Source organism: Arthrobacter humicola (genome assembly GCF_022803015.1).
Classification (GTDB): domain Bacteria; phylum Actinomycetota; class Actinomycetes; order Actinomycetales; family Micrococcaceae; genus Arthrobacter; species Arthrobacter humicola_A.
Genome location: NZ_JAFKON010000017.1, coordinates 32735 through 52466, shown reverse-complemented (window position 1 = coordinate 52466; position 19732 = coordinate 32735). Strand labels below are relative to the sequence as shown.

Sequence of the window (19732 nt, the reverse complement as noted above, 5' to 3'; positions counted from 1 at the left end):
TACGAGATCGCACTAATGGTCTCGTGGGCTCGGAGATGTGTATAAGAGACAGAGCTTCGGGCGCCTGCTGGCGGGGCCGCCCCGCGCCCGACGGTCCACGACGCCGGCCGGCACGGCCTCCAGGGCCTGCGGGACACCGCCATGATGCTGGAACTGATCGGCGCCATGCTGGATACGGGAGCCGGACTTGGCCGGTCCCTCGACCTAGTGGCCGCCCTCATGCCACCGGAACTCGGGCGGCAGCTTCGGCCGGTTGTGTCAGCCCTCGCAATCGGTGCGGACTGGGGCACGGCATGGCGCAGTTCCGGTGCCCGGGCGCCCCAACTTCAGGCCCTGCGCGACGCTCTTTCCTTCGCTGCGCTTACCGGCGCCCCCTCCTCAGCGCTCCTCTATGCCCAGGCTGCCCGGCTTCGCCGCGAACGCAACAGGGCCGCCGAGCAGCGCGCGGCCGCGCTCGGGGTGAAACTCGTGGTGCCGCTGGGCCTGTGCTCCCTGCCGGCGTTCGTCTGCCTCGGCGTCGTGCCCGTGCTCCTCGGGCTGCTTCCGGCGTGATGCCGGCAGCCCGGGGATCACCCCGGGCCCAAGGTTTATTCAAGTTGCTGGGGGATACCTTTGGGGCAGGCACCGTCGGAGTATGAGCGGTCTCGTGCGTCGGCTTCTCACAGCACCTCCTTGGCGCCTCGAATCCCGGGGTATCCGGGGTCTCGTACTAACTGGGAGCCATGCCAGGGGGGCAGATCAATGATTCGACTGTATAAAGTGGGCGTGATTGCAGCGCTCAACCTACTAGTGTTGACCGGTTTGGCGGTCGGTGCCAGTCCGGCGTCCGCCGCAGTACCGACCTGTCAGCCGGGAGCACCCCAACCGACCAACCAATACCCGGGCAAGACGGTGATTGCCACGAACTTCGAGTCCGGAAGCCTCACCACCGCAGGCTTCGCCGCCGCATTCACCGCCGGGACAGGAACGGCCGCTGTCTCCTCGGCCCAGCAGCACTCGGGCCGTTGCTCAGCCTATGTTCACGTCACCACGGATGCCGGGTCGGTGGCCAATTTTTCCGCACCACTTCCTGCCGGAAACAACGAGGTCTATGCCGACGGCTGGTTCAACATCACCAAAGAGGGCGTCGCCGGCAACAACGTCCCGTACTTCCGCTTCTTCAACGGGACTACCCGGTTCATAGACGTCTACCGATCCAACGGCGGCGTCGGCCCAATGTGGCTGCGGGTCGCGGCGCCCGACGGAACCCTCCGCTACACCCCGATGAAAGTCAATGTCCCTCTCGGCACTTGGCACCATATCGTCACGCACGTCGTCGCAAATGGGGCCTCCTCCACGGTCGAGGTGATCTTCGACGGCAAACTCCTGTATTCCAGCAAACAGATCGCCACGGGCTTTACCGCGGTCACCAAGATGCAACTCGGTGCCGAACACCGGCGGCAGGCAGGCGACAGCTTCATTGACGACGTCGTTATCAAGGCCGGAAAGGCGGCCGCCCAGCTGCCCGGAACGTTTGCCCCGATTGCCCCACAACGATTCCTCGACACCCGGAAAACGGTGCCGGTGGGTGCCGATAAAGCCGTTTCCTTCCAGGTTGCAGGGGCTAATGGGATCCCGGCAAATGTCGCGGCGGTCGTCTTCAACCTGACCGTCACTGAGGCTAAATCCATTGGTTACATCACCGCCTACCCCTCCGGGACAACAAAGCCGGATGCATCCAATGTGAACTTCCGTGCCAACCAAAACGTGCCTAACCTGGTGACGGTCAAGGTGGGTGCGGACGGAAAAGTGGCGCTGTTCAACAGATCCTCCGGCACGACCCACCTCATCGCCGATGTCACCGGCTACTACGTCACGGGGACGCCGGCGACGCCGGGTGCTTTCCAAAGCCTCGCGCCAAAGCGGCTGCTGGACACCCGGTCCACGGCGGCGCTTGCAGGGGATGCCACGGTGTCCCTGCTGGTTAGGGGCACCAACGGCATACCGACAACTGCCTCCGCCGTGGTCTTCAACCTCACCGTGACGGAGCCAACAAGGATCGGATACATTACGGCCTATGCCTCGGGCTCGAAGCGTCCGGACGCGTCCAACCTCAACTTCAACGCAGGGCAGACAGTGCCGAACCTGGTCACGGTCCCCATCGGTGCAGACGGAAGAGTCACGCTGCTCAATCGTTCCTTCGGACGTTCGCACCTGATCGCAGACGTTGCCGGCTACTACCTCGGCGGCACGCCGACGGCCACCGGTGCGTTCAAGGCCACGGGCCCATCCAGGATCCTCGACACACGCCCCGCAGCGGCTGTGCGCCCGGACTCCACAGTGTCCTTCCAGATTGCCGGGACCACGGGAATCCCCGCGAACGTCCTGGGGGCTGTCTTCAACCTGACGGTCGTGGCGCCCCCGTCCATCGGCTACATCACCGCCTACCCGTCCGGCTCGACCCGTCCGGACGCGTCCAACCTGAACTTCTCGGCCCGACAGACTGTAGCGAACCTGGTCTCGGTCCCCGTCGGCTCAGACGGAAAGGTGACGTTGTTCAACCGTTCATCGGGGTCCTCACACCTCATCGCCGACCTCGCGGGATACTTCCTCCCCTAGGAACGCGCGGGTGACCCGCACCAACTGAACCCGAGAGGCTGTCGTCGCAGTACGGACCGCAGCCCCTCGGGTTCAGCCCTGTCTCGGTCCGGGCGAAACGCCGGCGGGCCGGGCACTGCGTTGGACGTCCGTTGGCCGCCCGGAAAGGGCCAGACACTTCTCCTCCACAGGCCGCCACCACGGCAAATTCGGGCACGTTTTCCACTTAGCTGCCATCGGGGCTTATGGCGCGACGTGCAAGCCGGGAGAGTCGAATCAGCCGGCGATCACGCCGGTGTCCCGTGGAAGGAAAGCAGATGTCAACAAATCAGGACACCCCCGCTGCACGTCGCATTGAAGCAGGGGAGGGCGGCGTTGCGGAGGTCTATGAGATCTACCCCGGCGCCAGCTCGGTTGTTCCCGTTCAACCGCGGGGACGCACAGGGCCGCCGGCCTCGCAGGCGGGAATGGCTACCGCTGAATATGCCATCGCAACGCTGGCCGCCGTGGGCTTTGCCGGGGTCCTCGTGTTCATCATGCGCAGCGATGAGGTCCGCGGGTTCCTCCTGAACCTCATCCGGACGGCGCTCACGTTGCCATGAACGGACTCTGGCGCCCCCGGGGGAGCGGCGGCCGGAGAGCGTCGCCGCCAACGGCGGAGTGCCGCGGGGCCGTGACGGCTGAGTTCGCCGTCGCGCTGCCCTCGGTCGTTCTGCTGCTCTCCCTTCTGCTCGCGGGTTCGGCGGCCGGGGTGACGCAGCTCCGCGTTGAGGAAGCGGCCCGCGGCGGTGCCCGGGCGGTGGCGAGGGGAGCCGCGGCCGGCGAAGTCGGTGAGATTGTCCGCCGTCTCGCCGGCGACACGGCGGACTCAGAGGTGACGCACGACGGTGAGTGGCACAGGGTCACCGTTTCCGGCCGCGTCCCCGGGGCCGTTGGCTCCCTGGTTCCCTGGGCCCTCAGCGCCACCGCGTGGGCGCGTGCGGAGGCCCCCGGCGCGGCACAACGGCCCGGGCTAGATGAGCCCGGACTGCATGGCGTCTCCAGTTCTCCGTGGCAGGGCGGCACATGATGTCGCCTGCACCTGCACCTGCACCTGCACCTGCACCTGCACCTGCACCTGCACCTGCGCCTGTCCGTGCCCGTGCCCGCGGGCCGCGACCCCGGAGCCCCGATCCCGCCCACGCCCAGCACCGGTGTACGTCTTTTGAGCTGGGGTCGGGGACCGTCCTGGCCCTGGGACTCGGGCTGGTGGTCATCATGGCGTTGGCCCTGCTGCTGCTTTTGGCCGAATCGGCCGTTGCGGCATCGAGGGCTGCGGCGGCCGCCGATCTGGCAGCGCTGGCTGCGGCGGATGCCGCGCGGGGCATCACGTCCGGCGAGCCCTGCGCTGTGGCTCGAGAGGTCGCGCTGAAGAACAACGCCACCCTGGCTGCCTGTGCCGAAGGACCGGACGACACCGTTCAGGTGCGCACCGAGTTCAGCGCCGGACCGTTCCTCGGGGCGGCCACGGGACTGGCCAGGGCCGGACCGCCCCCTGCGGCCGGGAACGGGCCAGCACCGTGAAAGATGCACCAACTCCGGCGGTCGCCAGAAGCCGTGCATCCGTCTGCGGCCTGGCGTGCAGCCCTGGCGCCGCCCGGCTCGCACGAACGTGCAGCCCTGCCGCCGCCCTCGAACCTGCCTGACGGCCGCCGCCCACGAACCGGCCGCTGAGACGTGGTCAGGCGCGGAGCGGCTGGGCGGGCTGATCGTCCGGGGCCCCGGCCGCGGCGGCCGTTGTGCCGGGGTTGCCGGCGTGCATGAGGTCGGTGGCGTCTTGGAGCAGCACATCGATCAGTGTGACGGCGGCGTCCTTGTCGAGCGGGTTGTTCTTGTTGCCGCACTTGGGTGACTGGACGCAGGAGGGGCAGCCGGACTCGCATTCGCAGGCCTTGATAGCGTCGCGCGTGGCGGTCAGCCACAACCTCGCCTTGTCGTAGCCGCGTTCGGCGAAGCCGGCCCCGCCGGGATGGCCGTCGTAAACAAAGATGGTGGGCACTCCGGTGTCGGCGTGGATGGCCGTGGACACTCCGCCGATGTCCCAGCGGTCGCTGGAGGCCACAAGCGGAAGGAGTCCGATGGCGGCGTGCTCGGCAGCATGCAGCGCTCCGGGGAACTGTGCCTCGATCAGCCCCGCGCCGGTCAGCGAGCGGTTGTCCACTACAAACCAGACCGCCTTCGTAAACAGGTCCCTGGCGCCCAATTCCAAGGGTTCTTCGCCGAGGATCTCGTTCGAAATTAACGCTTTGCGCTGGAAGGAGACCACCTGGGTTGTCACTTTCACATCGCCGAAATGCACGGCCACGTCGCCCCATTGGGTGGTGCGTTGCGTTTCGAGGACCTCGATCTGGGTCACGTCCCGGGCGGTCGTGTAGTAGTCCGGGTTCGCCCGCCGCACCACCACACAGTGGTCGTCCTCGTTCAGGTCTTCGACCACGTAGCTGTCGCCCTGGTGGACATAGATGGCCCCTGTGTGGGCCTGGTAATGGGTCTGCGGCGAATCCATGGTGCCGAGCAAGGAGCCCGTCTCCGCGTCCACTATGCTCACCGGACCTCCGCCGTCGGCCCGGAGGTTCACCATGGCTGCGGCATTTTGCGGATGGGTCCAAAACCATCCTGCCGGCCGTTTGCGCAGGTAGCCCTGCAGGACCAGGCGGTCCAGCAGCTTCTCAGCGGTGGCCCCGAAGAGCTCCAGTTCGGCGAACCCGAGGGGCAGTTCCGCGGCGGCCGCGCACAGGTGCGGGCCCAGAACGTATGGATTGGAGGGATCGAAGACCGTGGCCTCCACTGACACGTCGAAAATCGCCTCGGGGTGGTTCACCAAGTAGGTGTCCAGCGGGTCGTCGCTGGCCACGAAGGCTGCGATCGCGTCCTGGCCGGCGCGGCCGGCGCGGCCGATCTGCTGGAACAACGACGCGCGGGTGCCCGGCCAGCCAGCGACCAGGACTGCATCGAGACCGGAAATGTCAATGCCCAGCTCCAGCGCGGACGTGCTCGAGACGCCCAACAGTTCACCCGAGCGCAGCGCCTTTTCCAAGGCCCGCCGCTCCTCCGGCAGGTAGCCCGAGCGGTACGCGGCCACACGCTGCGGCAGGCTGGGATCCACCTCGTCGAGGAGGCGTTTGGCGATGGAGGAAATCGACTCTGCCCCGCGCCTGGACTTGATGAACGCAATGGTCCTGGTCCGGGAGGACACCAGGTTGGCCAGCAGGTCGGCGGTCTCGGCGACTGCCGTCCGGCGCTCCTTGGCGCCGTTTTCGCCCCGGAGTTCGGTCAGTGCCGGCTCCCAAAACGCCACGGTGGTGGAGCCGTGGGGCGAGCTGTCTTCGGAAACGGCCTGCACGGGTGCGCCGATCAGCCGGCCGAAGGACTGCCCGGGTTCAGACGCCGTGGCGGACGCCGCGATGAACACCGGTCCGGGATGCGAGCCGCCCGGGCTGTAGTAGGCACAGATCCGACGCAGACGGCGCATGAGGTTTGCCACATGGGAGCCGAAGACGCCGCGGTAGCTGTGGGCTTCGTCCACGATCACGTAGCGGAGGCGCCGGAAGAACCTGGCCCACCAGGCATGGTTCGGGAGAATGCCGAAGTGCAGCATGTCCGGGTTGGCGAGGATGAAGTTCGCGTGGTCCCGGATCCACCGCCGGGACGCGGGATCGGTGTCGCCGTCGTAGGTTTCGGCCCGGACTGTGGGGAGCTTGAGTGCCCTGATCGCTGCCAGCTGGTCGGCGGCGAGCGCCTTGGTCGGGGACAGGTAGAGGGTCACAGCCCCGTCGTCGTGGATTTTCCCGGGATCGGACAGGACCCTGAGCTCGGAACGGTGGATCGCGTCCAAGGCCGGCAGCTGATACGCCAGGGACTTTCCTGACGCGGTGCCGGTGGCAATGACCACGTTCTCTCCGCCGTGGGCCAGTTCGGCGGCCCGGACCTGGTGAAGGTAGGGCTCGTGGATGCCCAGGGAACCGTAAGCTGCCACGAGATCCGGGTGGGACCACTGTGGCCATGGTGCATTGACGGCCTGGCGGGCGGGGATCGTCCGCACATGACGCAGCTGTTCCGGGTCCGGACCTCGGCCCAGCAACGGAATCAAGGACTCATGCGGGTTCACTCACATATTCTTTCATCCGCCCTCAAATCGCCCCGCCCGGCACGCAGCCCGGCACGCGCTGCGGCTTCGGCGCTGCGGCTCGGCCCGGCCCGGCACACGCGTTGCCCCGGGCGCAGGCCCGCCGGACGCCCGGCGCTCGCGGCACCTCAGCCCACGGACAGGTCGGCCCCTTCATCGGACGTCGACAACATCAGGACGTGGCACACCTCGCGCCAGCCGAGGTGCGAATAGAGTTTTTGACCGTCCAGCGAGGCGAGCAACAGCCCGGAGTCGACGTCGTGTTCAAACGCCTGGGCTGCCAGGGCCTTCATGATGAAGCTGCCCAACCCCCGCCGCTGGTAGGCCTCTGACGTCACGATGTTGTCGAAGATGGCGGTATGCCCCACCACAAACACGCGTCCGCTCGCGGCGACGTCCTCGCCGGCGCTGACCACCGCGTGGTGGACGCCGTCGGTCCGGGACGTCTCGAGCTTGAGGTCGTCGTCCGAAAGCCAGGGGTCCTCCGAATCCTGGGTCTCCATGTCCACGATCATCATGGTTTGGGAGGCCGAGGTGACATGCAGCCCGTTCCGCTGCCCCAGCATGGTGTATCGGGCCGCATCGTTGGTGAGGATGGTGAGGACCCGGGCCGGCGCTTCGGCCGTCTTTGCCGCCAGCGCCTCGAACTCCGCGTCGGACGGATCGTAGGCGAAGTACTCCCATTCGTGGGTGGTGTCACCGCGAAAGGCCGCGGGGAACCTGCCCTCCCTGCGCGTCTCATATCCGCGGCAGCCGGCCCATCCGGCAACCCAGATTTCCAGCAGGTGAGTGGTGTCTTCAACCATGGCGTCAAGACTCATGTGATGAGCGTATTCCAGCAGTGCCACAAGCAACAGGGGCCGGGTCGGGGGAAGCCGCTTGCTTATCCAATTGTGACTGTCGCCCGGCCGCCCGCCCCAGCCAGTACCCTTAAAAGCGTGGCTTTGAACAGGATTGTGCTCTTTTACGGATTTACCCCCCTGCCTGACCCGGACGCCGTCCGGCTCTGGCAGCGCGCCCTGTGCGAAAAACTCGGACTAACCGGCCGCATCATCCTCTCCAAGGACGGCATCAACGCCACAGTCGGCGGAGAACTGAACGCCGTGAAGCAGTACGTCAAAACCACGCGCGAGTACAAGGGCTTCCAAGGCATCGACGTGAAGTGGTCGGATGGCGGCGCGGCGGACTTCCCGCGGCTCAGCGTCAAGGTGCGGGAGGAAATCGTTTCCTTCGGCGCCCCGGGCGAACTCAAAGTCGATGCCGGCGGAGTGGTGGGCGGCGGAACCCACCTCAAACCCGAGGAACTCCACGAACTCATAGAAGCCAAGAAACAGCAGGGCGACGAAGTCGTGTTCTTCGACGGCCGGAACGGGTTCGAGGCCCAGATCGGCAAGTTCAAGGACGCCGTCGTTCCCGATGTCGCCACCACCCACGACTTCATCAAGGAACTCGACTCCGGCAAATACGACGCCCTCAAGGACAAGCCGGTTGTCACCTACTGCACCGGCGGCATCCGCTGCGAGGTGCTGTCGAGCCTCATGGTGAACCGCGGGTTCAAGGAGGTCTACCAGCTTGACGGCGGCATTGTCCGCTACGGCGAGACCTTCAAGGACCAGGGACTGTGGGAGGGCTCCCTGTATGTGTTCGACAAGCGCATGCACGTTGAGTTCAGCGGGGATGCCAAGACGATCGGCGAGTGCGTCCGCTGCTCGGCACCTACGAGCAAGTTCGAAAACTGCTCGAATCCGTCCTGCCGGACTCTGACGCTCTATTGCGCCGGGTGCGCCGCGAGCCCTGACACCCTGCGGTGCCCCGAGGGCTGCGCCGCCTGAGGCACGAACCGGACATTTGGCCGGCCGGGAACCCTCAGATGCGGCTCACCCGGTACGCAAAGTTTGCCGGTGCGTTCGCATCCACATTGATGGAGAGCGACGCCTCCGCGGCTAGTTGCACCACGTTCACCCTGGACGTCCCGCACCGGAGACTCAGGTCCACGAGTTCGTTTTCACCGTTCTCGATGGAAAAGGACACGCGGCGGGTGCTCCGGCAGGCGAGGGTCAGGGCGTAAGTACCCTTGGGCAGCTGGGCTGTAGTCTCTTTGCGCTCCTCGTCGGCCTCCAGCGTCCCAAAACCCGTCTGGAAGACCTGTCCCTCGGCGTCGGGCAGTACGGTGTCGACCCAGTTATCCAGTTCCTCGCCCGTCACCGGCTCGTTGAGATGGGGGTCCTGGGGCAGGGCGGCGTCAGTGGTCGGCGGGGCGGCAGCCGAGGTCGATTCATCGTCCCAGTGGTCGGCGCTGTATTCATAGGCGCAACCGGACAGGACCGTGCCGAGAAATACCGCAACTGAAAGCACCACGGCGGCCGCCGGGGTGCGCCGTCGCGGCACCTTGCTCGCCGGCACAGTTGGCATACTTTGAGATTAGGGCGGCCCGGAATCAAACGCCAGAGGCCAAAGGTCCGGGTCGGACAGGCCTTTAGGGGCGCCGGGCAGGTCGCCGAGGACCGGGCTGCGGCGGGTGCTACTCGGACGACGCCAGGTGGTACGCGTAGAGAAGCGGGGCATCCACACTGGACGTGCTGAGCGTGACCTTGCCCGCGGCGGGCACTTTGATGCGGGCGGTTTCTCGGCTGCCGTTGCAGGCGGCTCCGGCTTCGGCGAGCTGGCTGCCGTCCAGGCTGACGGCGAAGAACGCCTTCCCGCCGCCGTCGCAGGTCATGGTCAAGGTGTAGGTGCCGGCAGGCACGCCGGACGCGGTCCGGACGATCGGATCCCGGTTCAGGATTTTGCCGGCATCCTCCAGCACTGTTCCCGGGGCGGAGGGCAGCGCGGTGGCCTGCCACGCCGGGACATCGGCGCCCTCAATCGAACCGGCCGGGGAACATGCCGCTGCAGCCAGTACGACGACGGCGGCGGCCACGCCGCTGAGCGTCCGCCGGGCCAGACGGGCAGTCGGGACGTGGGAGGAAGGGAAAACCATGCCTCAAACTTACCGTCTCGCAGGCTCCCCGCCGGCCGCGCCGACGTCCCGGGCACCCTCTCCCTGCGGGCCCTTGACTTTGACGTTGCGTCAAAGTTTAGAGTCGAAGCGATGACCGGAAGCGACGGCCGGAAGCGATGGCCGGCAGCGGCCGGTCGGCACGGTCACAGCGGAGGTCCAGGGAACGCGGGCTTCGAAGGAGCAGAAGGGTGGAGGCATGGACTGGTCCGTTCAGCAGATCGCGAAGTTGGCCGGCACCACCGGCCGAACTTTGCGTCACTACGACGACATTGGCCTGCTCAGGCCGAGCCGCACCGGCAACAACGGCTACCGGTATTACGGCCAGGAATCCCTGGTCCGTCTGCAGCGGATCCTGCTCCTGCGCGACCTGGGGCTCGGGCTGCCGGCGATCGCGGACGTGCTCGGCAACGAGGCGGACGCGGAGCATGCACTGGGCCGGCACCTGGCGTGGCTGCTGCAGGAACAGGACAGGCTGGGGCGGCAGATTGCCGCGGTCCGTCACACCATTGAGGCATTGCAAACGGGAGGAAAGATCATGGCGGAGGAAATGTTCGACGGTTTCGACCACACCAAGTACCAGGAGGAAGTCCAGCAGCGGTGGGGCAAGGACGCCTATGCGAAGTCCGACGCCTGGTGGCGCAGCATGGGGGCCGGGGAGAAAGCTGCATGGACGGAACAGTCCCGGCAGCTCGGTGCCGACTGGAGGGCTGCTGCGGCGTCGGGAGTCCCGGCGGACAGCGCGCAGGCCCAGGACCTGGCCCGGCGCCACGTCGAATGGCTCAGGGGAATCCCCGGCACGCCGGCGTCACCCGCAGCGGGCGGCAGCCCGGCGGCAGGTCGCGACATCAAGGGGTACGTGACGGGACTCGGCGAGATGTACGTGGCCGATCCCAGGTTCGCGGCCAACTACGGCGGTGCCGACGGCGCCGCCTTCGTCCGGGACGCCCTGAAAATCTACGCCGAAACCGAGCTCTAGCCGGACCCGCACGCCCCAGCCCCAGCCCCAGTGCTGACGGGGGCCAACCCAGGTCCCACGCCCGTGCGCGGCCCCGGGACTAAACTTGTCCGGTGACTTCCTCAGCGCAAGGCCCCGCCGCACCCTCTCGTTCAACGCAGGCTCCAGCAGCCCCGTTCACGGCCGGCAACACCCCGGACGCTCCGCGCAGCGACCTCCCCGGCCTGCTCGAGGCCCTGGCCGCGGACCTGCGTGCGATTGGCTACACCGTGGACGGGGTTGCGGAGCTGCTCGGCGAGGCCGCGCACTCGGCCCTGGGCCGGGACCAGCTCATCCCGGCCCTGATCGTCACCGGGCGTTCCCTCGGGGAGCCGGCAACGGCGGCGCTCGCCGGCGTCGTGCGTCTCTGGCTTCTGTCTGAACCGCAGCCCGCGGCGAGGCTCGACGCCGCCCTCCCCGGCATCCGTACCAAGGGCCTAACGGAACTTGGGCTCGTGGAGCCTGCGGGCGGGGACCTGGTCCAGGCCAGGGTGGACCTCAGGCCGTACGGCTGGGACCCGACCGTGGGGGAATACGGGACCAGTGCCGGCGGAGCAGACCTCTGGGTGGCCAGCGACCTCGCAGCCCACCAGCGCGCCGGCGTTCTTCGTCACGACCACGTCCTGGGGATTGGGCAGGCCTCCACCACCCTGGTCCAGGTCACCGCCCGCCGCCATGTTGCCAGAGCCCTCGACCTCGGCACCGGCTGCGGCATCCAGACCTTCCACCTGCTGCACCACGCCGAGCACGTGACCGCCACGGACATCTCCGAACGCGCCTTGGCGTTTACCCGGTTCAACCTGCTGCTCAACGCCGCCGAGCTGCACCTGGACCCGGCCGACCTTGACGCCCGCGTCAGCCTGAGACTCGGATCCCTGCTGGACCCGGTCGCGGGGCAGGAGTTCGAACTGGTGGTTTCCAACCCGCCGTTCGTCATCACCCCCCGCAGCCTGGGCGAGACCGCCACGGACCAGTTCACGTACCGCGACGGCGGCCTGCCGGGGGACGAGATTGTATCCTCGCTGGTCGGCGCACTGGCCTCGGTCCTTGCCCCGGGCGGAACGGCCCAGCTTCTGGGCAACTGGGAGATCACGGCCGGCGCCGGCTGGGCGGACCGGCCCCAGAGCTGGGCCGGCCCGGCCACCGACGTCTGGTTCATCCAGCGCGAGCAGGTGGGCCCCGAGCAGTACGCCGAGACCTGGCTGCAGGACGCCTCGGAAAGCCGCGACCGCCGGCTCTACGAGGACTCGTACGCGGCCTACCTGGACGACTTCGCCTCGCGCGATGTGGCCGGAATCGGCTTCGGCATGATCTTGCTGCGGAGGCCTGCCGACGGCGCCCGGCGGGTGCTGTCGCGCTTCGAGGAGATCACCTACCCGATCGAACAGCCGGTAGGGCCACACCTGGGCGCCGCCGTCGAGCGTGCCGACTGGCTGGCCGGCCATGATCTGGCCGCCGCCCACCTGCTGGTCGCGGAGGACGTCACCGAAGAACGGCACCAGCGCCCCGGTGCGGAACACCCCGGCGTCATCCTGCTGCGGCAGGGTGCCGGGCTGCGCCGCACCAACCTGCTCAGTACCGAGCTGGCGGGCCTGGTCTCAGCGTGCGACGGCGACCTGTCCGTCGGGCAGATCATCGGCGCCCTCGAGGCGCTGCTGGGCGGCTACGAGGGGTTTGACAGCGCGGAGTTCCGCGCCGGCCTGCTCGAGGAAGTCGGGAACCTCGTCCGCGACGGCTTCCTGCTGCCTGCCTGATACCGTCGCGGCCGCGCCCGCCAACGGCGGTTCCGCCGCGGCCTTGGCCGGCAACGCCGCGTCCGCCGCGGCCCCGGCCGCCGCCCCGGCCGCCGCCATGGCCGCCGCAGGAGTGTTGGCGGCGGAGTCCTCCCGGCCGAACCGCGGCAGGACGTACGCCGTGAGGGCGAGGGCCACCATGGCACCGACGGCGCCGGTGAGCACGAAGCTGACGCGGACCGGCACCAGGGCGCCCAGGAGGCCGCCCAGGGCCAGCGCGCCAATGGAGACGGCACGCGTCATCCCGCCGACAATCGCCATCGCCTGGCCGCGCCCGCTCTCCGGAATCCGCAGGATCGCGATCGCCCCGAAACAGGCGTTCAGGACGCCGCAGGCCACTCCCGTCCCTGTGTAGGCCACAAAAAGCAGTTCCACGCTCGGGACCATCCCGGTGAGGACCAGGCACGTCGAGGCTCCGGTCATGGCGGCCAGCAGCACCCGCAGCCGGACCCGCGGCGTCCTGATCCTGCCGGCCATCGCGGCCCCGGCCGCCATGCCGAGGCCGAAGGCTGCGGACAGGAGGCCGTACTGGATTTCGGTGGCGCCAAGTTCGTTGCGGGCCAGGAACACCTCGAGCACGTTGGTGGCTTCGCCGACGACGATGAAGAACATCGCCCCCAGGACCAGGGCCCAGACCAGGCTGTCCCGGCGGATCAGGCGCAGCCCGTCCAGCAGCGCGGGCTTCGCCTGGCCGGCACGTTCGGCCGCCGTGCCGCGGCGGGTGCGGATCAGCAGCGCGCCCAGCCCCATGGCGACGTAGCAGCCGCTGGCCACGGTGAACACCAGCCCGGTCCCGCCCCAGCCGCTGAGCAGGCCGCCCGCGGCGGGACCTGCCATCCCCGCGATCATGATGGTCGCCTGCATGGTCCCCATGGCCCGGGGCGTGCGGTCCTCTCCGACGATCCTCGGCAGCAGGGCCTGCCAGGTGGGGCTGGCCACGGACTGGGCCGCGTCGAGCAGGAACGTCATGGCAAACAGCACGGGCAGATAGTTCTCCAGGTACTGCATGCCAAGGCCCATGCCGGCGACGGCGGCGGCGCTGACCGCCGAACTCGCCGTCGCCAGCGTGCGCGAATCCATGGTGTCGGCGAGCCGGCCGGCCCACGGGGCCAGGAGGACCAGCGGCAGCGCTGAGCAGAGCAGGTACGCGGCCACGAGCCATGGCCCGGCGACAGGAGTTTCGCCGGCGGCGGCCGCGTTCTGCAGTTGCAGCATCACGCTGACGACGACGGCGCCCATCCCCGCCGTCGCCACGAACCGGGCGGTGCCGGCAATCAGGAAGTCGCGGTTGCGCCACAGGGGCGGCACGCCGGTTGCGGGTGCCGGCAATTTATGAAGTGTCTGTTTCATAAAAAGGAACCTAATCCTGCGGCAAAACAAATGTCAAGCATTTCTTTCATAGTTTGGCGGGGCTGGATACACTGGAGGAGTGAACGCAGAAACCCCGACGGCGGAGTCAATGGCTCCGCCGGCCACCAGGCGCCGGCACCGTCCGGAGAAGCAAGTGGAAATCACCGACCCGAAGGCGATCCGTGCCTTGGCCCACGCCGCCCGGCTGGAGGTCATTTCCGAACTGTATTCCACGCAGGTGAGCCGGACGGCCACCGAGCTTGCCGCGCAGACCGGGCTGACTCCCAGTGCCATGAGCTACCACCTGCGGGCACTGCAGAAGTGGGGCATCGTGATACCCGCCGCCACCGCCGGGGATGCCCGGGAGCGGCGCTGGCAGGCCGCCGGTACAGATTTCACCATCCACTCGCTGGGGGGAGTGGCCAGCCCCGAACTCGCCGTCCTGGACCTCGAGCTCGACGCCTACCGCCGCCGGGTCCGTGCCTACGCCACGGCCCGCAACGCCCGGCGCGAGAGCGGCGATACCGCCGACGGACCGTCCTCGGTGGTACTGGCCAGCAATCTGCTGTACCTGACGCCGGACCAGCGCGCCGAACTGACGCGGCGGATCTTCGACCTGCTGCGGGACTACGAACTCGAGGATCCGGACCACCTGCCCGAAGGCGCCGAACGTATGGCCACGATGTGGTCGATGATTCCGGACGACCGCGGCCCGGCGGCCGCCAAACCCGCCGCCGCAAAACCCGCCCCCGTCAAGCCCGCCGCCGGCAAGGACTGAGCCCGCCAACGGGAAGGCCTGAACCGGTCGCGGGCACGGCGCTGAACCGCATCCGGGGCGCCCTCAGGGGCCGGCCAGCACATGGCCTTATTGCGGCCGAATCCCGCGTCCGCCGGGCCGTCATTTCCGGCCGGATGCGCGGGATTCTGCAAAATATGGTGAACTAGGCGGGTATGGGCGCATCTGCCCGAGCCACCTTTTTCTGTAGGAGCACCGTGCCAAGCAAGGCCAAAACCGGCAAGAAACTCGTGATTGTGGAGTCTCCCGCCAAGAGCAAGACCATCGCCAAGTACCTCGGCGAAGGCTTCATAGTGGAGGCCTCCATTGGTCACATCCGCGACCTCCCGCAGCCCTCGGAGCTCCCCGCGGAACTGAAGAAGACCCCGCTGGGCAAGTTCGCCGTCGACATCGACAACGACTTCAAGCCTTACTACGTGGTGTCCTCGGACAAAAAGAAGAAGGTCGCCGAGCTCAAGGCCCAGCTCAAAGACGCCGACGCTCTCTATCTCGCAACCGATGGGGACCGCGAGGGCGAGGCCATCGCGTGGCACCTGCTGGAAGTGCTCAAGCCCAAGGTTCCCGTCTACCGGATGACCTTCGGTGAAATCACCAAGGAAGCCATCCACCGGGCCATGGACAACCTGCGCGATGTCGACCAGGACCTGGTGGACGCCCAGGAGACCCGGCGCGTCCTGGACCGGCTCTACGGCTATGAGATCTCCCCGGTGCTGTGGCGCAAGGTGGCCCGCGGCCTCTCCGCAGGCCGCGTGCAGTCCGTCGTCACCCGCATGGTGGTGGACCGCGAACGCGAGCGGATGGCCTTCAAGGCCGCCTCCTACTGGGACCTCACCGGCCAGTTCGGCGCCGGTTCCGGCTCCTTCAAAGCCAAACTCGCCGCCGTCGACGGCGCCAAGGTCGCCAGCGGCCGGGACTTCAACGACAACGGCGAGCTCACCTCCCGCAACGCCGTCCACCTCAACGAGGAACTCGCCACCTCGCTCGCGGCGGGGCTGCAGGACGCCGACTTCCGCGTCCGCTCCGTCGACACCAAGCCGTACACCCGCCGCCCGGCGGCGCCGTTCACCACCTCCACCCTGCAGCAGGAGGCCGGCCGCAAGCTGCGGTTCTCCTCGAAGAGCACGATGCAGGTGGCCCAGCGGCTCTACGAAAACGGTTACATCACGTATATGCGTACGGACTCGTCCGCGCTGAGCAACGAGGCCGTCACGGCCGCCCGGCGCCAGGCCTCCGAGCTGTACGGCCCCGAGTACGTGCCGCAGTCGCCGCGGGTCTACAGCGGCAAGGCAGCGAACGCGCAGGAAGCCCACGAGGCCATCCGTCCCGCCGGCGACTCCTTCCGCACCCCGGCCCAGGTGGCCCAGCAGCTCTCCGGTGACGAATTCCGCCTGTACGAGCTCATCTGGAAGCGCACGGTCGCCTCGCAGATGGCTGACGCCAAGGGCTCCACCGCCACGATCCGCCTCGGCGCCGTCACCGTTGGCGACCCGGCCGACCGCCGCGACGCCGAATTCTCGGCGTCGGGCACCGTCATCACCTTCCCCGGCTTCCTCGCCGCCTACGAAGAAGGCAAGGACGAAAGCCGCGGCGACGACGAGTCCGAGGAAGCACGCCGGCTGCCCAACGTGGCCAAGGAGGACGCGCTCACTGCCAGCGACATTGTCGCCGTCGGCCACGAGACCTCGCCGCCGCCGCGCTACACCGAAGCCTCGCTGACTGCGGAGCTGGAAAAGAAGGGCATCGGCCGCCCGTCGACCTATGCCTCCACCATCTCCACGATCCAGGACCGCGGCTACGTCCGGAAGCAGGGCTCTGCGCTGGTCCCGAGCTGGATCGCGTTCTCCGTGATCCGGCTCCTCGAACAGCACTTCCACGACTACGTGGACTACGAGTTCACGGCCGACATGGAAGCGGACCTGGACAAGATCGCCAACGGCCAGGCGGCCGGACCCGCGTGGCTCAAGCACTTCTACTTCGGCGAGGACTCCGAGCCCGGCCTGCTGAGCATCGTGAACAACCTCGGCGAGATCGATGCCCGCGAGATCAACTCCATCCCGATCACGGACGCGATCACCCTTAGGGTCGGCAAGTTCGGCCCGTACCTGGAAAGCTCCACCGCGACGGTGGATCCCGAGACCGGCGAGGTGGTTGAGGCAGCCCGCGCCAACGTCCCCGAGGACCTGGCCCCGGACGAGCTCACGGCCGCCAAAGCCGTTGAACTCATGGAGACCGCCGCCCCGGAGGAGCGCGTCCTCGGCGCGGACCCGCACACCGGGCACACGATCGTGGCCAAGAACGGCCGCTACGGCGCGTACGTCACCGAGATCATCCCGGAGATGACCGAGGAACAGCTGGCCAACCAGCCCGTTGAGTACTACAAGAACGGCAAGCCCAAGCCGCCGAAGAAGCCCGTCAAGGCCAAGCCGCGCACCGGGTCCCTGTTCGCGTCCATGAGCGTGGATAGCATCACGCTGGACGAGGCGCTGCAGCTCATGAGCCTGCCCCGCGTGCTTGGCCAGGACGCCGACGGCAACCCGATCACGGTGCAGAACGGCCGGTTCGGCCCGTACCTGAAGAAGGGCACGGACTCCCGCTCCATCGGCTCCGAAGAGGAGATCTTCACGATCACGCTCGAGGCGGCGCTGGAGATCTACTCCCAGCCCAAGCAGCGCGGCGCCCGCGCCGCCGTGCCGCCGCTGGCCGAATTCGGACCGGACCCGGTCTCGGAGAAGAACATCGTGGTGAAGGAAGGCCGGTTCGGCCCGTACATCACCGACGGCATCACCAACATCACGGTGCCGCGCACCACCTCGATCGAGGAGCTGACCCGGGAACGCGCCGTCGAACTCCTCGCGGAGAAGCGGGCCAAGGGCCCGGTCAAGCGCACGACGACGGCCCGAAAGGCGCCCGCGCGGAAGGCCCCGGCCAAGAAGTAGGCAGCACGCCGAAATCGCCGGAAACCTGCCGATTCGCCGGAAATTACCGGCGAATCCGCAGGTTTCCGGCGATTTTGCGTTTGCGGACCGGCCGTGGACGTGATCGAGTAGGAATATGACTGAACAGCCCGCACACCTGGACAACCAGCCGCTGAACGAACTCGAGGAGCAGCTCGCCCGGGGGGAGCAGCCGGACGCCAACCCGGTGGACGTGATCCTGGCCTTCCTCAACAACGAGGTCTATGTGGTCAGCTCCGACGCCCTCGAGGGCCCCGACTCGCAGGTGGAGCCGCTGGTCCTCGCCAACTCCTCCGGCAAGCCAGTCCTGGCCGTTTTCTCGCACCCGAGCCGCGTCACCGAGCAGTATCTCGCTGCCGCCCCGAACGTGCTGGGCACACAGGGCGCCGCGATCATCGGCAACCTCGGCGCCGAACTCGGCATGGTGATCAACCCCGGCGCCGCCTACGGCTTTGAAATCGACCCGGAGGGCGTGGCCAACATCCGCCGCGACTTCAAGCCAACGGACGAGCCCGCTGACGGCACTGCCGACCCGGCATAGCCCCGTAATCGGCCAGACTGCGACGGCGGTATTCTTCGCGAATACCGCTGTCGCAGCTAGGCCGGCCGCTCCGTGGGGGGAATAATGGCAGCATGCGTCTAGGCGTCCTCGACATCGGGTCCAACACTGTCCATCTCCTGCTGGTCGACGCCCATCCCGGCGCCCGGCCGGTGCCCTACGCCTCGCATAAGCGGCGGCTGTCGCTCGTGCAGTACCTCGACGACGACGGCAACATCGACGACGACGGGCAGCATGAACTGGTCGAGTTCGTCCTTGAGGCGTGGGAATTCGCGGCCAAGCACAAAGCCGACGACCTCCTCGCGTTCTGCACCTCGGCCATCCGCGAGGCCACCAACGGCGCTGACGTCCTGGCCCGCGTCAAACATGAAACCACCGTTACCCTCCGGGAGCTCACGGGCAGCGAAGAGGCGTCCATGACCTTCTTCGCCGTCCGGCGCTGGTACGGCTGGGGTGCCGGGCCCATCCTGAACCTGGACATCGGCGGCGGCTCCTTCGAGATGGCCCTCGGACAGGACGAGCTGCCCGAGCTGGCAATGTCCGTTCCGCTCGGTGCCAGCCGGCTGACGCGCGACTGGCTGCCCGAGGACCCGCCCTCGGCCAAGAGCATCAAGGAGCTGCGCCGCTACATCCGCTCCACGCTCAAACCCGCGGTGCGCAAATTCGAGAAGCTGGGCCCGCCCAACCTCGTCGCGGGCACGTCCAAAACTTTCCGGTCCCTCGCCAGGATTGCCGGGGCCGCCCCCAGCGGCGCCGGGCCCTACGTCAAGCGGGAGCTGCTGGCCCTCGACCTCGGACTCTGGGCGCAGCGGATCTCGGCCATGGAGATAGGGGACAGGCTCCACCTGCCCGGCGTCTCCGAGGCCCGCGCGCCGCAGGTCCTCGCCGGCGCCCTCGTCGCGGAAGCGGCACTGGAAATGTTCAAGTTCGACAGCATGGTGACCTGCCCGTGGGCCCTGCGTGAGGGACTCATCCTCCGCCGCCTGGACCAGCTTGTGTTTGAGGGGCCGATCGATCCCGCGCCGCATGTGGCAGAGCAACCGCCGGCGCGGCTCCAATCGCCGGAAAAGGCTCTCTGAGACGGCTTGGGCCAGTGGCGAATGTCGCGACTGTGTCGATCCGGAGCGTCCTCGATCGTGTAATTGCTGAGAGGCCGGCACGGCGCCGGCTGATTCGACAAGGAGGCACCCGAAATGACGCAGTACCTGCTCAGCATTTACCAGCCGGACGGCCCCGCCCCGGACCCTGAGTTCCTCGAACCCATCATGCGTGACCTGGCGGCCCTGAACCATGAAATGCAGGCGGCGGGGGCCTGGGTGTTCGCCGCGGGTCTCCACCCGGCGGAGTCCGCGACAGTCCTGCGGCCCAACGGTGGCGAGATCCTGGTGACCGATGGGCCGTTCACCGAAGGCAAGGAGCACCTCGGCGGATTCACCGTGATCGAGGCCGAGGATCTGGACGCGGCCCTTGGCTGGGCAAGGAAGCTGGCCGGCGCCACCACACTTCCCGTTGAAGTCCGTCCGTTCCAGCACTAGCCGCCGGG

16 protein-coding genes and 2 pseudogenes are annotated in these 19732 nt (G+C 67.8%); 13 read left to right on the top strand and 5 right to left on the bottom strand.

Annotation, left to right across the window (positions count from 1 at the left end):
* Positions 1 to 114: 114 nt before the first annotated feature.
* The 5 genes and pseudogenes from ARTB_RS20505 to ARTB_RS20485 form a co-directional block, all read left to right on the top strand.
* Positions 115 to 552: pseudogene (locus ARTB_RS20505) on the top strand (type II secretion system F family protein); the annotation flags it as partial.
* Positions 553 to 891: 339 nt separating this feature from the next.
* The gene (locus ARTB_RS20500; protein ID WP_243182141.1) at positions 892 to 2598 is read left to right on the top strand and encodes a hypothetical protein; all 1707 of its coding nucleotides are present in this window, start codon (positions 892 to 894) and stop codon (positions 2596 to 2598) included.
* 254 nt (positions 2599 to 2852) lie between these two features.
* Positions 2853 to 3179: a DUF4244 domain-containing protein gene (locus ARTB_RS20495; RefSeq protein WP_439954156.1), complete on the top strand. Its 327-nt coding sequence runs from the start codon at positions 2853 to 2855 to the stop codon at positions 3177 to 3179.
* 71 nt (positions 3180 to 3250) lie between these two features.
* Entirely contained in the window at positions 3251 to 3646 is a 396-nt protein-coding gene (locus ARTB_RS20490) for a TadE family type IV pilus minor pilin (protein ID WP_243182139.1), read from the top strand.
* Positions 3643 to 4140, top strand: a complete 498-nt coding sequence (locus ARTB_RS20485) for an Rv3654c family TadE-like protein (RefSeq protein WP_439954155.1) — start codon at positions 3643 to 3645, stop codon at positions 4138 to 4140. Before ARTB_RS20490 ends, ARTB_RS20485 begins: the two co-directional genes overlap by 4 nt.
* Before the next feature lie 157 nt (positions 4141 to 4297).
* Here ARTB_RS20485 and ARTB_RS20480 read toward each other — a convergent pair whose 3' ends face one another.
* Entirely contained in the window at positions 4298 to 6724 is a 2427-nt protein-coding gene (locus ARTB_RS20480) for a DEAD/DEAH box helicase (RefSeq protein WP_243182138.1), read from the bottom strand.
* A gap of 146 nt (positions 6725 to 6870) precedes the next feature.
* Positions 6871 to 7563 (bottom strand): GNAT family N-acetyltransferase, encoded by a 693-nt coding sequence (locus ARTB_RS20475; RefSeq protein ID WP_243182137.1) that lies wholly within the window; start codon positions 7561 to 7563, stop codon positions 6871 to 6873.
* 117 nt (positions 7564 to 7680) lie between these two features.
* On the opposite strand from ARTB_RS20475, the gene trhO reads away from it, so the two are divergent.
* A complete protein-coding gene (gene trhO, locus ARTB_RS20470; RefSeq protein ID WP_243182136.1) occupies positions 7681 to 8574 on the top strand; it encodes an oxygen-dependent tRNA uridine(34) hydroxylase TrhO in 894 nt (297 codons plus the stop codon).
* A gap of 34 nt (positions 8575 to 8608) precedes the next feature.
* Here trhO and ARTB_RS20465 read toward each other — a convergent pair whose 3' ends face one another.
* A complete protein-coding gene (locus ARTB_RS20465) occupies positions 8609 to 9154 on the bottom strand; it encodes a DUF6023 family protein (RefSeq protein WP_043436433.1) in 546 nt (181 codons plus the stop codon).
* Between the two features lie 109 nt (positions 9155 to 9263).
* Positions 9264 to 9722: a hypothetical protein gene (locus ARTB_RS20460; protein ID WP_243182135.1), complete on the bottom strand. Its 459-nt coding sequence runs from the start codon at positions 9720 to 9722 to the stop codon at positions 9264 to 9266.
* 217 nt (positions 9723 to 9939) lie between these two features.
* On the opposite strand from ARTB_RS20460, the gene ARTB_RS20455 reads away from it, so the two are divergent.
* A complete protein-coding gene (locus ARTB_RS20455; RefSeq protein WP_243182134.1) occupies positions 9940 to 10719 on the top strand; it encodes a MerR family transcriptional regulator in 780 nt (259 codons plus the stop codon).
* A gap of 92 nt (positions 10720 to 10811) precedes the next feature.
* Complete coding sequence (locus ARTB_RS20450) at positions 10812 to 12491, top strand: DUF7059 domain-containing protein (RefSeq protein WP_308197263.1); 1680 nt, start codon at positions 10812 to 10814, stop codon at positions 12489 to 12491.
* Positions 12492 to 12620: 129 nt separating this feature from the next.
* Here ARTB_RS20450 and ARTB_RS20445 read toward each other — a convergent pair.
* A pseudogene (locus ARTB_RS20445) lies at positions 12621 to 13769 on the bottom strand (MFS transporter); the annotation flags it as partial.
* A 190-nt stretch (positions 13770 to 13959) separates the two neighbouring features.
* Between ARTB_RS20445 and ARTB_RS20440 the strand changes: the two are divergent.
* The 5 genes from ARTB_RS20440 to ARTB_RS20420 all read left to right on the top strand — a co-directional run bounded on the left by ARTB_RS20440 (position 13960) and on the right by ARTB_RS20420 (position 19724).
* Positions 13960 to 14658, top strand: coding sequence for an ArsR/SmtB family transcription factor (locus ARTB_RS20440; protein ID WP_028277716.1), 699 nt, complete (start codon positions 13960 to 13962; stop codon positions 14656 to 14658).
* Positions 14659 to 14873: 215 nt separating this feature from the next.
* On the top strand, positions 14874 to 17612 hold the full coding sequence (gene topA, locus ARTB_RS20435) for a type I DNA topoisomerase (protein ID WP_243182133.1): 2739 nt from the start codon (positions 14874 to 14876) through the stop codon (positions 17610 to 17612).
* A 115-nt stretch (positions 17613 to 17727) separates the two neighbouring features.
* On the top strand, positions 17728 to 18171 hold the full coding sequence (locus ARTB_RS20430) for an SseB family protein (RefSeq protein ID WP_028277718.1): 444 nt from the start codon (positions 17728 to 17730) through the stop codon (positions 18169 to 18171).
* A 92-nt stretch (positions 18172 to 18263) separates the two neighbouring features.
* Positions 18264 to 19268, top strand: coding sequence for a Ppx/GppA phosphatase family protein (locus tag ARTB_RS20425; RefSeq protein WP_043436435.1), 1005 nt, complete (start codon positions 18264 to 18266; stop codon positions 19266 to 19268).
* 114 nt (positions 19269 to 19382) lie between these two features.
* Positions 19383 to 19724, top strand: a complete 342-nt coding sequence (locus ARTB_RS20420) for a YciI family protein (RefSeq protein WP_028277719.1) — start codon at positions 19383 to 19385, stop codon at positions 19722 to 19724.
* Positions 19725 to 19732 lie beyond the last annotated feature (8 nt).

What these genes read in the sequence shown, in the direction of transcription:
- ARTB_RS20465 (WP_043436433.1), bottom strand. Translation starts at nt 9,154, where the DNA reads ATGCCAACTGTGCCGGCGAGCAAGGTGCCGCGACGGCGCACCCCGGCG.
- ARTB_RS20455 (WP_243182134.1), top strand. Translation starts at nt 9,940, where the DNA reads ATGGACTGGTCCGTTCAGCAGATCGCGAAGTTGGCCGGCACCACCGGC.
- ARTB_RS20460 (WP_243182135.1), bottom strand. Translation starts at nt 9,722, where the DNA reads ATGGTTTTCCCTTCCTCCCACGTCCCGACTGCCCGTCTGGCCCGGCGG.
- ARTB_RS20430 (WP_028277718.1), top strand. Translation starts at nt 17,728, where the DNA reads ATGACTGAACAGCCCGCACACCTGGACAACCAGCCGCTGAACGAACTC.
- ARTB_RS20420 (WP_028277719.1), top strand. Translation starts at nt 19,383, where the DNA reads ATGACGCAGTACCTGCTCAGCATTTACCAGCCGGACGGCCCCGCCCCG.
- ARTB_RS20475 (WP_243182137.1), bottom strand. Translation starts at nt 7,563, where the DNA reads ATGAGTCTTGACGCCATGGTTGAAGACACCACTCACCTGCTGGAAATC.
- ARTB_RS20425 (WP_043436435.1), top strand. Translation starts at nt 18,264, where the DNA reads ATGCGTCTAGGCGTCCTCGACATCGGGTCCAACACTGTCCATCTCCTG.
- ARTB_RS20485 (WP_439954155.1), top strand. Translation starts at nt 3,643, where the DNA reads ATGATGTCGCCTGCACCTGCACCTGCACCTGCACCTGCACCTGCACCT.